Origin of the sequence: Phreatobacter stygius (assembly GCF_005144885.1) — a bacterium.
In the GTDB taxonomy this organism is placed as follows: domain Bacteria; phylum Pseudomonadota; class Alphaproteobacteria; order Rhizobiales; family Phreatobacteraceae; genus Phreatobacter; species Phreatobacter stygius.
The window spans coordinates 1,220,896-1,235,369 of sequence record NZ_CP039690.1 but is presented as its reverse complement, the minus strand read 5'-3'; the positions used below and the strand labels follow the sequence as shown (position 1 = coordinate 1,235,369).

General features: G+C 66.5%; 11 protein-coding genes. 9 read left to right on the top strand and 2 right to left on the bottom strand.

The genetic code is table 11. The annotated features are described in order from the left end of the window. Window positions 1-4: 4 nt before the first annotated feature. A complete protein-coding gene (gene purU, locus E8M01_RS05715) occupies window positions 5-877 on the bottom strand; it encodes a formyltetrahydrofolate deformylase (RefSeq protein WP_136959244.1) in 873 nt (290 codons plus the stop codon). 198 nt (window positions 878-1,075) lie between these two features. Here purU and E8M01_RS05710 point away from each other — a divergent pair, with 198 nt between their 5' ends. The 8 genes from E8M01_RS05710 to hydA all read left to right on the top strand — a co-directional run bounded on the left by E8M01_RS05710 (window position 1,076) and on the right by hydA (window position 11,535). Beyond that, entirely contained in the window at window positions 1,076-1,870 is a 795-nt protein-coding gene (locus tag E8M01_RS05710) for a DeoR/GlpR family DNA-binding transcription regulator (RefSeq protein ID WP_136959243.1), read from the top strand. An 82-nt stretch (window positions 1,871-1,952) separates the two neighbouring features. Further along, complete coding sequence (locus E8M01_RS05705) at window positions 1,953-4,406, top strand: GcvT family protein (protein ID WP_136959242.1); 2,454 nt, start codon at window positions 1,953-1,955, stop codon at window positions 4,404-4,406. Window positions 4,407-4,519: 113 nt separating this feature from the next. Beyond that, window positions 4,520-5,296, top strand: coding sequence for an enoyl-CoA hydratase/isomerase family protein (locus tag E8M01_RS05700; protein ID WP_136959241.1), 777 nt, complete (start codon window positions 4,520-4,522; stop codon window positions 5,294-5,296). Between the two features lie 130 nt (window positions 5,297-5,426). Beyond that, window positions 5,427-6,518 (top strand): alcohol dehydrogenase, encoded by a 1,092-nt coding sequence (locus E8M01_RS05695; RefSeq protein ID WP_136959240.1) that lies wholly within the window; start codon window positions 5,427-5,429, stop codon window positions 6,516-6,518. Next, the gene (locus tag E8M01_RS05690) at window positions 6,515-8,611 is read left to right on the top strand and encodes an acetate--CoA ligase family protein (RefSeq protein ID WP_136959239.1); all 2,097 of its coding nucleotides are present in this window, start codon (window positions 6,515-6,517) and stop codon (window positions 8,609-8,611) included. The genes E8M01_RS05695 and E8M01_RS05690 overlap by 4 nt, the downstream gene beginning before the upstream one ends. Next, a complete protein-coding gene (locus tag E8M01_RS05685; protein ID WP_136959238.1) occupies window positions 8,611-9,747 on the top strand; it encodes a thiolase family protein in 1,137 nt (378 codons plus the stop codon). Before E8M01_RS05690 ends, E8M01_RS05685 begins: the two co-directional genes overlap by 1 nt. Beyond that, window positions 9,744-10,055, top strand: coding sequence for a Zn-ribbon domain-containing OB-fold protein (locus E8M01_RS05680; protein WP_246088608.1), 312 nt, complete (start codon window positions 9,744-9,746; stop codon window positions 10,053-10,055). The genes E8M01_RS05685 and E8M01_RS05680 overlap by 4 nt, the downstream gene beginning before the upstream one ends. Before the next feature lie 55 nt (window positions 10,056-10,110). Further along, a complete protein-coding gene (hydA, locus tag E8M01_RS05675) occupies window positions 10,111-11,535 on the top strand; it encodes a dihydropyrimidinase (protein WP_136959237.1) in 1,425 nt (474 codons plus the stop codon). Window positions 11,536-11,556: 21 nt separating this feature from the next. On the opposite strand, the gene E8M01_RS05670 is transcribed toward hydA, so the two are convergent. Continuing rightward, window positions 11,557-12,999 (bottom strand): S1C family serine protease, encoded by a 1,443-nt coding sequence (locus tag E8M01_RS05670; protein ID WP_136959236.1) that lies wholly within the window; start codon window positions 12,997-12,999, stop codon window positions 11,557-11,559. A gap of 463 nt (window positions 13,000-13,462) precedes the next feature. Between E8M01_RS05670 and E8M01_RS05665 the strand changes: the two genes are divergently transcribed. Beyond that, entirely contained in the window at window positions 13,463-14,425 is a 963-nt protein-coding gene (locus E8M01_RS05665; RefSeq protein ID WP_136959235.1) for an ABC transporter substrate-binding protein, read from the top strand. Window positions 14,426-14,474: the final 49 nt, after the last annotated feature.

Genomic DNA, 14,474 nt, shown 5'->3' with positions numbered 1-14,474 from the left:
ACGCTCAATCGGTGAACACGACGGTCTTGCGGCCATTGAGGATCACCCGGTCGCGCAGATGGTGGCGAAGCGCGCGGGCCAGCACGCGCCGCTCGATGTCGCGCCCCTTGCGCACCAGATCATCAGGCGTGTCGCGATGGGTAATGCGCTCGACGTCCTGCTCGATGATCGGACCCTCGTCGAGGTCGCCGGTGACATAATGCGCGGTCGCGCCGATCAGCTTCACCCCGCGGATCTGCGCCTGGTGATAAGGCTTGGCTCCCTTGAAGCCGGGCAGGAAGGAATGATGGATGTTGATGCAGCGCCCAGCGAGCCTGGTCGCGAGATCGTCGGACAGCACCTGCATGTAGCGGGCGAGCACCACCAGTTCCGTCCGCGTGTCCTGGACGAGCCGCCAGAGCTTTTCCTCCTGCTCGGCCTTGGTCTCCCTGCTGACCGGCAGATAGTGGAACGGCGCATCACCAAAATCGATCCTGGCGTAGTTTTCCCGCGGGTAATTGGCGACCACGGCGGTGATCGTCATCGGCAGTTCGCCCAGGCGTTGCCGGTAGAGGATGTCGGTCAGGCAATGATCGAATTTCGATACCAGCAGCATCACGCGCCGCTTCTCGTCGCGATCGCGCATGGTCCAGGCCATGGCGAAACGTTCGGCGATCGGCACGAAGCCCGGCTTGACCCCGGCGAGCTGCGGATCAGGATCCGCGAGATTGAAGACGACACGCATGAAGAAATGTCCGGTTTCGCCGTCGTCGAACTGCTGCGCATCGAGGATGTTGCCGCCGGCCCGGAACAGATAGCTCGAGACCGCCGCGACGATGCCGGGGCGATCGGGGCAGGACAATGTCAGGACGAAAGACCGGTCGGTCGAGAGGGCCATGGCCTAGATGCCACCTTTCGAGTGATATTATGTGAGTTAATGTTGCATGATGAACTCTTGTGGTCCAGCTGAAGTTTCTCCGGCAGCACTTCTTTGTGCGACAGGGCCAATCCGCGCCTGGATCGGCTGGCCAGCAGCATGGGTCTGCGGCGAATGCCACAGCTTGCAACATAGATGCGGTTGCGCCACTCTCGCGCCATGACAGCCGCTGCCACACCACAGGCGCGATCGCTGGCGCCCCGTCGCCATGCCGAGATCCTCAGGCGCATTGCCGCTGATGGATCGGTCGGGGTCAGCGAACTCGCGGATTTTTTCGACGTGTCGCGCGAGACCATTCGGCGCGACCTGAAACTGCTCGCCGATCGCGGCCGTGTCGATATCGTCCATGGCGGTGCCGAAGGGCGCCAGGCGAGCGAGCCGGCGCTCGACCGGCGCGCCAGCGAGAACGCCGAGGGCAAATCCGCCATCGCCCACACGGCAGCCGGGCTGGTGGAGGACGGCATGGTGGTCCTGCTGGATTCCGGCACGACGACCTTGGCCCTGGCCCATGCCCTTGTCGATAAACGCGGATTGACCATCTGCACCGGCAGTCTCGCCATTGCGCTGCTGCTCTGCCGCGCGCCGGAGGCACGGATCCATATGCTCGGCGGCGAAATCGATCCCCGCGAGGAAGCGACCACCGGGATCGATGCGATCGAGGCGATCAGCCGCTTTCGTGTCGACGTCGCTTTCATTGGCGGCGGCGGTCTGTCGCCGGACGGTGAAATCACCGACTACAGCCGTGCCGGTGCCGAACAACGGGCGCATATGATCGCGGCGGCGAGCCGCGCCTTCTTTCTCGTCGACCAGACGAAATTCGGCCGGCTGACGCCGATCCGCATTCCGCATTTCCAGACCGCATCCGGGGTCATCGTCGATGCGCCGCCACCACTGTCGATCATCGAGCATCTGGCCAGGAAGGGCCTCAGGCTGATCGTCGCCGGTGAAACCTGATGTGATTATTTGTTGCGTTATGTAGCTATTGTTTCATCGTGTGTTATGATCCGCGCAGATTGGCAACCGCGGACACCCTCTCATGGCCGAGAATTTCCCCACCCAGGCGCGCGTCGTCATCATCGGCGGCGGCATCGTCGGAACGTCGGTCGCCTATCATCTGGCGAAGCTCGGCTGGAGCGATGTCGTTCTGCTCGAGCAGGGCGCGCTGTCCTGCGGCACGACCTGGCATGCGGCCGGGCTGGTCGGCCAGTTGCGCGCTCACCCCAACATGACGCGGCTGATCCGCTATTCCACCGAGCTCTACGCCTCGCTCGAAGCCGAAACCGGGCTTGCCACCGGCTGGCTGCAGTCAGGCTCGATCACGGTTGCGCGCACCAAGGAGCGCATGACCCAGTTGAAGCGCACGGCCTCGGCGGCGCGCGCGCAGAATGTCGCCATCGAGGTGCTGACGCCGCAACAAGCCGGCGACAAATATCCGATCATGCGCACCGACGATCTGGTCGGCGCGGTCTGGTTGCCGGGGGACGGCAAGGCCAATCCGAGCGACATCACGCAATCGCTGGCACGCGGCGCGCGGCTCGGCGGGGCGCGGATTGTCGAGAAGACGCGGGTCACCGGCATCAAGGTCGAAAGAGGCGTGGTGACCTCGGTCGAGACCGATCGCGGCAACATTGCCTGCGACATGATCGCCATTTGCGCCGGCCAATGGTCGCGCATGGTCGGCGAGATGTGCGGCGTGACCATTCCGCTGCATTCGGCCGAGCATATGTATGTGGTGACCGGCAAGATCGACGGCGTGACGCCGGCGCTGCCGGTGATGCGCGATCCCGACGGCTATACCTATTTCAAGGAAGAGGTTGGCGGTCTGGTCGTCGGCGGTTTCGAGCCGAACGCCAAGCCCTGGGGTATGAGCGGCATTCCCTACCCCTTCGAATTCCAATTGCTGCCGGACGATTGGGACCAGTTCGAGATCCTGATGCAGAATGCGCTGGAGCGCATTCCGGCGCTGGAAACCGCCGAGATCAAGACCTTTCTCAACGGGCCCGAGAGTTTCACCGCCGACAACAACTTCATTCTCGGCGAAGCGCCGGAGGTGAAGAATGTCTTCGTCGCCGCAGGCTTCAATTCGATGGGCATCGCGTCCGGCGGCGGTGCCGGTCGCGCGCTGGCGGAATGGATGGTCGGCGGCGAGCCGTCGCTCGATCTCTGGCCGGTCGATATCCGGCGCTTCGCCCGCTTCAACAACAACGGCGCCTGGCTGAAGGATCGCGTCACCGAGGTGCTCGGCCTGCATTACGCCATGCCCTGGCCGAACCGCGAGCTCGACAGCGCCCGGCCATTCCGCCGTTCGCCGCTCTATGACCGGCTCGCCGCCAAGGGCGCCGTGTTCGGCTCCAAAATGGGATGGGAACGGCCGAATTTCTTCGCGGCGCAAGGTGTGGATCGCAAGATCGACTATTCCTTCGGCCGGCAAAGCTGGTTCGACACGGTCGGCGCCGAACATCGGGCGGTGCGCGAGGGCGTGGCGCTGTTCGACATGACGTCCTTCGCGAAGTTCATGATGCAGGGGCTGGACGCCGAAGCGACCTTGCAATGGCTCGGTGCCAACGATGTCGCCGTGCCGGTCGGCCAGACCGTCTATACGCCGCTACTCAACAGCCGCGGCGGCTTTGAGAGCGACCTGACCGTCGCGCGTCTGGCCGAAGACAAGTTCCTGATCCTGACCGGCACCGCTCAGGCGACCCGCGACGCCCATTGGATCAAGCGCAACATCCCGCCGGGCGCCCGGGCGGTACTGACCGATGTGACATCGGCCTATGCGGTGATCGGCGTCATGGGTCCAAGATCGCGCGCCTTGCTGGAGCGCGTGACGACCGCCGCGCTCGACAATGCGGCCTTCCCGTTCGGCGCCATCAGGGAGATCGGCATCGGCTACGCGACGGTGCTTGCGGCGCGGCGCAGCTATATGGGGGAGCTTGGCTGGGAGCTCTACGTTCCAACCGAATTTGCCGCGACCGTCTATGAGACCTTGACCGCGGCGGGTGCGGATCTCGGGCTCCGTGACGCCGGCTATTATGCGATCAACGCGTTGCGCATCGAGAAGGGTTATCGCGCCTGGGGCGCCGAATTGACGCCCGACGATACGCCCTGGCAGGCCGGCATGGGTTTCGCCGTGAAACTCGACAAGGGCGTCGATTTCATTGGCCGTGACGCGCTGATCGCGGCGAAGCGCGAACCCTTGAGAAAACGCCTTGTGTCGTTCCTGGCGACCGCGCCGGATACGCCGATCGCCTGGGGCGGCGAACTCATCGTCGCCGGCGGCGAGCCGGTGGGTGAAGTCACCTCGACGGCCTATGGTTATTCGACCGGCGGCATCGTGGGTCTCGGCTGGCTGCGCTCGCAAGACCAGGCCATTGACGACGGCTGGCTGTCACGACGCCAGTTTGCCGTCGACATTGCCGGCGTGACCGTGCCGGTGGATTGCGCGCTGAGGCCGTTCTATGACCCCAAGAGCGACCGCATGCGGCTGTGAGGAGCGCTCGTGAGCCGCGCTGGGCCGGGCGGGCATGAGGACTTGACGGAGCCTGCCCTGGAGGCTTCCCTCGGCAGCGATTTTCCCACGCTTGTGATCAAGGGGCCTGTCCCATGAGCGACGGTACCGCCTCGCTGTCCGTTTCGGGCGCCATCGCAACCCTGACGATCGATCACGGTGCCAGGCGCAACGCGCTGTCGCTGCCGGTGCGCATTGCGTTGCGCGCCGGCCTGGTGGCGGCGCAGGCCGATCCCGACATTCGCGCCATCATCCTGACCGGCGCCGGCGGGCATTTTTCGGCGGGCGGCGACATCTCGAGCATGTCGGACACGACGCCGTGGAGCCTGCGCCAGCGGCTGGCGATCGTGCAGGATTGCGTCCGGCTGATCATCAGGGGACCGCAGCCGGTGATTGCGGCGGTCGAGGGCAATGCCGCCGGCGGCGGCCTGGCACTGGCGGCGGCCTGCGACCTGGTGGTCGCCGGCGAGAGCGCCCAGTTCTCGGCTTCGTTCCCGAAGATCGGGCTGATGCCCGATATGGGCCTTGCCTATACGCTGCCGCGGCGGATCGGCGGTGGCGCGGCCAGGCGGATCATGCTGACGGCGGCAAGTCTCGGCGCCGGCGAGGCGCTGCGCCTCGGCCTTGCCGATGAGGTCACGCCGAATGGCGGGGCGCTCGAGCGCGCCCTGGCTCTGGCGGCCGGGATCGCGGCGCTGGCGCCGACCGCGGTCGCCTCGACCAAACGTGTGCTGGCCGCGCCCGTCACCGATCTCGACACGGCGCTCGAAATGGAAGCGCAGGCTCAAGGACTTCTGTTCGCAACCGACGATTTCCGCGAGGGCATCGCGGCCTTTCTGGCCAAGCGCAAGCCCGAGTTCAGGAACCGCTAGAGCCCTGCCAAGAGCGGGCAGGGGATCCGCCGCTTGGATCGTTTACAGCGTCTTCTCCCATGCTAGCGTTCGCTCCAACGTCCGGGCCAACCGGAGGCAGCGCCATCAGCTCAGCATCAGAGGACACGCCATGCCGTCATTCGCCGAAGCCCGCTCCACCCAATCCTGGCGCCTCAACGCCATCTGCGAGGCGCTGGTCGCCGAAACCGAGCCGCTGCCAGTTCCGGTTGGGCGCGAGGTGCTGGTCCGGGTCAGCCATTGCGGCGTCTGCCATTCCGACCTGCACATTCGGGAGGGCACCTACAATCTCGGGGCCGGGCGGACGCTCGACCTGACCCAGCGCGGCATTGCCCCACCGCTGACCCTCGGCCACGAGATTCTCGGCACGGTCGAGGCGGTCGGTCCTGACGTCACCGACGTGAAACCCGGCATGCGCCGGCTGGTGCATCCCTGGATCGGCTGCGGCCAATGTGCGCTCTGCCGGTCGGGCGATGAGAACCTGTGCGCCGCACCGAGGTTTCACGGCGTCCAGGCACGCGGCGGCTTTGCCCGGCACGTGCTGGTGCCCGACGCGACATTCCTGGTCGATGTCGAGGGCATCGATCCGGCGGTCGCCGCCACCTATGCCTGTTCGGGCGTCACCGTGCACAGCGCGATCAAGAAGATCCAGCCGCATCGCGCCGGCGAGAAGATCGCGGTGTTCGGCTGCGGCGGGCTCGGCCAGATGGCACTGCAGCTATTGAAGGCGCTCGGCTTCGGGCCGGTCATCGCCATCGATCCCTCGCCGGACAAGCGCGCCGCGGCCGAGAAGATCGGCGTCGCGGCGACGCTTGATCCCTTTGCGCCGGATGCCGCCAAGCAGCTCGCGGCTTTCGGTGCCGGCGCGCTTGCCTCGGCGCTCGATTTCGTCGGCAGCGAAGAGACCAGCACGCTCGGCATCAACGCTGTGCGCAAGGGCGGCACCTATGTGATCGTCGGGCTCTATGGCGGCGAGCTGCGCTATCCGTTGCCCTATCTGCCGATGCGCGCCGTGACCATTCGCGGTTCCTATGTCGGCTCGCTCAACGACCTCAAGGAGTTCGTCGCGCTGGCGCGACGTGTCGGCCTGCCGCCGGTGGCGATCGAACGCCGGCCTATGGCTGAAGTGAATGGTGCCTTGACGGACCTGGCCGCCGGCCGGGTCGCCGGCCGCATCGTGCTCGAGGCGGAACCGGCGGCATGACGGCGCCTCGCGTCGACGGCATCGATGCCGTCCTGTCACCGCACTCGATCGCCATTGTCGGCGCCTCGGTCGATCCCGCCCGCATTGGCGGGCGGCCGATCCGCTATTACAAGCAGACCGGCTTCGCCGGCGCGCTTTATCCGATCAATCCGAACCGCTCGGAGATCCAGGGACTGAAGGCCTATGCGTCGCTGGCCGACGTTCCAGACGGCCTCGATTGCGTCGTGGTGGCGGTGCCGCCAGAACTCGCCTTGCCGACAATCGAACAGGCGGCCGCCAAGGGGGCCCGGGGCGCCGTCGTCTTCACCGCGAACTATGCCGAAGCCGGCCCGGAGGGTGTGCTGCGCCAGCAGGAACTGGTTGCGGCGGCGCGGGCCAAGGGCATGCGCCTGCTCGGGCCCAATTGCCTCGGTGTCTACAACGCCTCGTCAGGCCATGCCGCGACCTTCGGCTCGTTCCTCGAGGGTGAGCGGGCGCCCGACGCGCCGATTGGCATCATCGGCCAGTCCGGCGCCTATGCGAGCTATATCTATGTGCTGCTGAAGAAGCGCGGGCTCGGCGCGGCGCGTTGGCTCGCCACCGGCAACGAGGCCGACATCACGGTCGCCGACGCGATCGGCCACATGGCCGGGGACGACGGCGTCAAGGTGATCGCGGCCTATGTCGAAGGCGTGAAGGACGGCCCGGCCTTTCTCGGTGCGCTCGGCATGGCGCGTGCCGCCGGCAAGCCGGTGGTGCTGATCAAGGTCGGCCGGTCGGAGAGCGGCGCGGCGGCGGCGATGTCGCACACCGCCTCACTTGCCGGCGACGACCAGGTTTTCGATGCGGTGGTCCGTCAGATGGGCGGCTACCGGGCGCGCACGACCGAGGAACTGATCGACGTGGTCGAGGCCCTGGCGCGACGTGGACCACTCGCCGGTAACCGGCTCGGCGTGCTGACCATTTCCGGCGGCGCCGGCGTGCTGATGGCCGATGACGCTGAGAATGCCGGCCTGGTCCTGCCGGTCATGCCGGCGGCGACCCAGGCGCGGTTGAAGGCGGAGAACCCGCTCGGCTCCTTCGTCAACCCGGTCGATTTCACCGCCCAGGCGATGAACGATCTCGGGCTTGTCGGCCGCGCGCTGCGGGCCATCCTGGAGGATGGCGACGTCGATGCCGTTGCCGGCTTCTTCATGACCTGGATCGCCTCGCCGGTGATGGGCGAGAAGCTTCAAGGCGTCATCGCCGAGGCGATGCAGGGATATGAGGACCGCACCATTGCGCTCGCGGTTTCGGCGCCGGACGAGGTGCTCAGCGCCTATCGTGCCAAGGGCATCATTCTGAACGAGGATCCGAGCCGGGTGGTGGCGACGCTCGGTGCGCTCGCCGCCATCGGCAAGGCGCTGAAGGCGGGCGGCCGATCGGCCATCGATCTCACCGGCACGCCGCGGCTGACCGGCGCGGAGACGACCGAAGCCGCCGCCAAGGCGTTTCTGGTCAAGGCCGGGCTGGAGGCGCTGCCCGAGCAGGTGGCGCGGACGCCGGAGGACGTCACCGCCACCGCCTTGGCTTTTGGCGGGCCGGTGGCACTGAAGATCGCTTCCGCCGACATCGCGCACAAATCCGATGCCGGCGGCGTGGCCCTGAATGTCGCGCCTGATGATGCCGGCGCACGGGCGCGCGTCATGATCCAGGCGGTATCGGCGGCCCATCCGCAAGCCCGGATCGACGGCGTGCTGGTCGGTCCGATGGCCGGCGAGGGCGTCGAGCTGATCGTCGCCGCGCGGACGGATCCGGTCTTCGGGCCGGTGGTCATGGTCGGGCTCGGCGGGCTGTTCGTCGAGGTGATGCAGGACGTCGTCTTCCGTGCCGCCCCGATCGGCGAGGCCGAGGCGCTGGCCATGATCGACAGCCTGAAGGGCCGCGCGCTGCTCGATGGCCTGCGTGGCAGACCGAAGGTGGATGTGGCGGCCGCGGCGGCGGCGCTGGCCGCGCTATCGAGGGTGGCCGCCGCCAATGCCGGGCGCTTCGACACGATCGAGATCAACCCGCTGCTGGTGCGCGCAAAGGGCGCGGTGATGCTCGACGCGCTGGTGACACCAGGGTCTGGGTGATGGCCTATCTGACCGGCATCGGCATCACCGCCTATGGCAAGCACCCGGGCCTTCAGCCGCTCGACCTGATGGAGCAGGCCGTGTTGGCGGCGCTTGCCGACAGTGGTCTTCAACGCGACGCGCTCGACGGCCTGATCACCGGTTATGCCACCACCCATCCACATCTGATGATGGGGACTGTTGTCTGCGAGCGGCTGGGGTTGAAGCCGCGCCATGCCCATCAGGCGCAATGCGGCGGCGCGACCGGCGCCATGGCGCTGGTGCTGGCGCGCCACCTGATCGCCGCCGGCGCCTGCCGGCACGTGCTGGTGGTCGGCGGTGAAAACCGGCTGACCGGCCAGAGCCGGGACGATGCGGTGAAGACGCTGGCAACCGTCGGCCATCCCGAGCACGAGGTGCCGCTCGGCGCCTCGATACCCGCCTATTACGCCCTGCTCGCCGCGCGCTATCTCCATGAGACTGGTGCCAACGAAGCCGAGCTTGCCGAGCTCGCCGTGCTGATGCGCCGGCATGCCCTCGGTCATCCGCTGGCGCAACTGCGCAAAGCCATCACGGTCGAGGACGTGATGGCGTCGAAGCCGGTGTCGACGCCGTTGAAGCTGCTCGATTGCTGCCCGATCACCGATGGCGGCGCGGCGGTGATCGTCTCGGCCGAGCCGCTCGCCAAGGCCGCGATCAAGCTGACCGGCTGGGGCGAAGCGCATACCCATCAGCACGTCTCGGAGATCCCTGACGATCTCGGGCTCGGCGCCAGGATCGCCGGTGCCGCGGCCTTCGAGACGGCCGGCCGCAAACCCGCCGATGTCGGGCTTCTCGGCATCTATGACAGTTTCACCCCGACGCTGGCGATCTTCCTGGAAGCGCTCGGTTTCGCACCGCCAGGCGGGGCCGGGCGCGCGGCGCGCGAGGGCCGGTTCGGCCGCGACGGCGCCTTGCCGCTCAACCTGCATGGCGGGCTTCTCTCCTTCGGCCATCCAGGCGTCGCCGGCTTCATGGCTCATGTCGTCGAGGTGGTCGGCCAGATGCGTGGCGAGGCGGGAAACCGGCAGGTCAGAGACGCGCCGCTCGCCTATTGCCACGCCGATGGCGGAACGCTTTCCAGCCACGTCGGCTTCGTCCTGGAGCGGCTGTCGTGAGCGGCGTCGCGCTTTTTTCCTGCCGCGCCTGCGGCCATGTCTGGCAGTTCCGGCGCGCCATGTGTCCGGCTTGTGCCGCAACCGATATCGCCGTTGTCGAGGCCAAAGGCGGCGGCACGGTCTGGTCGGCGACGTCAGTGCATCGGGCGCCGACACCGGATCTCGATGTGGCCGGCGGCTACGGCATCGCGCTGGTGACGCTCGACGAGGGGCCGCGGATCATGGCGCGAGCACCGACCGATCTCGTCATCGGCGAACGGGTCACAGTTCGCGCGGAGAATGGCCTGCCGACAATTTTCCGCGCTTGACGCAAGGCCGGAAATGCGGTGCCACAGGATGGCCTGCGCTGTTGAGGAGCCTGCCATGCCCGATCTCGATCTCGCCATTCGCGGCGGCACCGTCGTCACCGCATCGGACACCATCCGTTGCGATATCGGCATCCGCAACGGCCGCATCGCGCTGCTCGCCGAGGCGGTGACGGGGGCCGCCCGGACGATCGATGCCTCGGGCCTGCTGGTCATGCCCGGCGGCATCGACAGCCACGTTCATCTCGACCAGGATTCCGGCCCCGACGTGACCATGGCCGACGGTTTCGAGAGTGGCTCGCGCTCGGCCGCGGCCGGCGGCAACACGACGATCATTCCCTTCGCCATGCAGATCAAAGGCCGGTCGCTGCGCGCCTGCGTGACCGAATATCACGCCAAGGCCGAAGGCCAGTCGCTGATCGATTACGGCTTCCACCTGATCGTCTCGGATCCGACTCCGACGGTCCTGAACCAGGAACTGCCGGCGCTGTTCGCCGACGGCTGCACCTCGTTCAAGGTGTTCATGACCTATGACGACCTGGTGCTGACCGACCGGCAATTGCTCGAGGTCTTCTCGGTCGCCCGGCGCGAACAGGCGCTCGTCATGGTCCATGCCGAGGGCTACGACTCGATCAAGTTCCTGGCCGACCGGCTGGAACAGGCGGGCAAGACCGCGCCTTATTACCATGGCGTGTCACGGCCCGAGATCGTCGAGCGCGAGGCGGCCCACCGCGCCATCAGCCACGCCGAATTGCTCGATGTGCCGATCATGATCGTGCATGTCTCGGGCCGCGAGGCGATGGAGCAGATCCGCTGGGCCAGGCAGCGCGGCCTGAAGGTCTATGCCGAGACCTGCCCGCAATATATCACGCTGACGGCCGATGACATGAAGGGCCTCAACATGGATATGAGCGGGGCCAAATATGTCTGTTCGCCGCCGCCGCGCGACACCGACAGCCAGAAGGCGATCTGGGAGGGGCTCAAGCAGGGCGTGTTCCAGACCTTCTCGTCCGACCACTGCCCGTTCTTCTACGACAGCCCGCGCGGCAAGCTGAGCCCTAAGGGCAGGACCTCGTTCCGCTGGGTGCCGAACGGCATTCCGGGCGTCGAGACGCGCATGCCGATCCTCTGGTCGGAGGGTGTCGCCAAGGGCCGCATCTCGGCCAATGAATTCGTCGCGCTGACCTCGACCAACCACGCCAAGATGTATGGGCTCTATCCGCAGAAGGGCACGATCGCTGTTGGCGCCGACGCCGACATCGTGCTGTGGGACGCCAACCGCAAGGAAACGCTGCGCCAGGAGATCCTGCATCACGGTTCGGACTACACGCCGTGGGAGGGTTTCGAGGTCACCGGCTATCCGGTGATGACGATCGCCCGCGGCAGGACCGTGGTCGAAGAGGGCAAGGTGCGGGGCAGCCCCGGCGACGGCCGGTTCCTCAAGCGCGACAAGAGCCCCTACGCCTTGCCGCTCGGCGCCTGAGCGCGCTGGTGTCGGCGCGCCCTATCGGTTGCAGATCACCTGCAGGGTGAATTCGCGGGACTGGTCGGCAAGTGTCGCCGGGTCGAGCTTCTGCTCGCTGGGGCGCTCCGAACCGGCGACGCCGTTCACATCCAGGAAGTTGGTCGCGACGCCGGCGCGGATGGCGAAATTGACGTTCTGAGCGATATCCATGTTGCGCTGCGCAAGCGCCAGGACGTTGAGCTTGGACACGATGATCCCGACGACATTGCCCCGTTCGTCGATCAGGGCGCCACCGCTGTTGCCGGGTTGGGTCGGTGCGGAGTGCTGGAGCATGCGGGTGTCGTCACGCAGGCCCGCCAGCGCCGAGATATTGCCGATGGTGAAATTGCCGGCCGTCGCAAGGAGCCCCGCCAGCGGAAATCCATAGATGTAGACGCTTTCCCCGACGCGAACGCGCGGCGAAAAAGACGGCACACGCGCCGGCGTCATGCCGGTCGCCAGCAGGGCCAGATCATTGACCGGATCGCGCCCGACAACGGTCGCCGGTACCGGCGGCGCGCCGAGCCGGGTCACCGACACATCGGTGCAGCTTTCCACCACATGATGGTTGGTCAGCACATGGCCATCGCGCGAGACGAAGAAGCCAGTCCCGGTGCTCATGCCGGGGCGCCTGGAAGCGCCGTCGCGCGGCCGCTCGTTCGACGGCGGCAACCGGGTCTGCCGATCCTCGCCGGCTTTCGGGTTGAAGGCGAATTGCCGGTGGCACAAAAGCACGCCTTCGATCGCGCTCAACGAGCCGCTCAGGGACAGGCGGGCAATCGGCCGTCGCTCGAAGACGATCTGAATTCCAGCGGATCGTGCGAGATCGAGGATGAACTCCCTGCGAAGGCCAAAGCCGACGAGCCCTTTTTCGTCGGCGGTCTGTTCGAAGCCGGCAAACCGGCCGCTCCAATTGCGGCCGGTCGCCGCGCGAAAGACCAGGGTGTACTCTTTGTTCTTCTCGATCGACGCCCAGTTGGGGTTGGTAAAGGCCAGAAAGGCCGTGTTGTCTTCGCCGGTGAAGCCGAGCCACACGGTTGTCTGGTCGGTATAGCGGGTCGTGGCCACACACCCGCCAAATCGCTCGCTGAGCCCGATCTGCCAGCCCCGAACCGACGCGTTTTCGCGGTCGATCCGCAGCATGGGCTGTGCTTCGGCCGGCCTGATGACCAAGCAGAAGACGAGGCCGAGAAACAAGCACAGCGCCGCCCGGAGACAGCGGCCGCCTGACAGCCTCATCGCGATCGACGCTTTCATTGCTGGGGGCCCGGTTCGGGGTTCGTCTTTACCGCGACGTCTGGACCGCGAAGGGATCGCGCGGCGCAGCCGGGCGCGACGATGCGGCCGATGCGAAGGGATCGCGGGATTGGCCGCCGTTTTGGCGTTGGGCAACGCTTGCGCGTTGCCGGATCTGCGGCCGCTGATGGGCGCGGGGCCGGACATGAACGTAGCGGCGGCCGCTGCGCGATCGGGTCGCGTCCCGGTGGGCCTGTGCCAATGCGGCGGCGCCGATGATCGCCGCAGCCGCGCCGAACAGCCCTTCGGCTCCGAGACGTTGCGCTCGCGCAGTGGTTGGCAATGCCGTGATACCAAGCGACAAGAGTGTGATGAATGCGACGACGATCCACTTTTGACCCATGCTTCAGCCTCCCCAGACTACCGATAATCGTGATTGGTCGGCTGGCAAAGGTCAAGGTTGTGGCCAGGTTGACGGCGCTCTTTCGCCTCGCGATGCCAAGTTGTCCGGCAAAACGCGATCGCGCGGGGAATTCGTCTCTCATCGCGCCAGGCCAAGCAATGATTCTCGGTCCGGTACGCGCATTTCCGTATGCCGCCTTCTTGATCTCAGCTTCTAGAGTGGTCACAGAGGCGGCTTGCTTGAGACCGCCACCAGAGGAGAATGAGAATGTCGTCACGGTCTTTCGCGCGCCGGCTGTTTGCCGGCGTCGCCGTTGTCGCGGGCCTTGCTTTGGCGGGCCCGGCGAGCGCGCAGACGAAGGTCTCGATCGGTATTTCCGGCTGGACCGGATTTGCCCCGCTGACGCTGGCCAAGGAAGCTGGCATCTTCGCCCGCAACGGCCTTGACGTGACCATCCGCAAGATCCCGCAGGCAAGCCGTCACCTCGCCATTGCCTCGGGCGACGTCCAGTGCGCGGCGACCACGGTCGAGACCTGGATCTCGTGGAACGCCAGCGGCATTGCCACCACCCAGCTGTTCCAGCTCGACAAGAGCTACGGCGCCGATGGCCTTGCTGTGCGCGCCGGCATCAATTCGATCCGCGACCTGCGCGGCAAGACGATCGCCGCCTCGCCTCCGGGCACCGCGCCCTATTTCGGGCTTGCCTGGATCCTGCGCGAGAACGGCATGACGATCCGCGACGTGACGGTCGTCAATCTCGAGCCGGGTCCGGCGGCGCAGGCCTTCATCGCCGGCCAGAACGACGCGGCGATGACCTACGAGCCCTATCTTTCGGCGGTGCGCGATGCGCCGCAGGCCGGCAAGATCATTGCCACCACGCTCGACTATCCCATGGTGATGGACACGTTCGGCTGCACGCCCGCCTTCATCCAGGCCAATGAGGCGGCGGTGCGGGCCCTGGTGAAGAGCTATTTCGAAGCACTCGAGCTGATCAAGTCGGAGCAGACCCGCGCCTATACGATCATGGGCGCCGATGTCCGCCAGACGGCCGAGCAGTTCGGCGCTTCGGCGCGTTACCTGCGCTGGTCGGGACCGGAAGAGAACCGCGCCTTCTTCGCCAATGACTGGCTGCCGTTTACCGAGAAGGCGGCAACCCTGCTGCTCGAACTCGGCATCATCAGGCAGAAGCCGGATTTCACCCGCATGGTCGATACCCGCTTCATCCAGTGAGGCGGCAGTCCGCCGTCGCGCGAATGGGTTTTCATCGCGCAAAATTGCT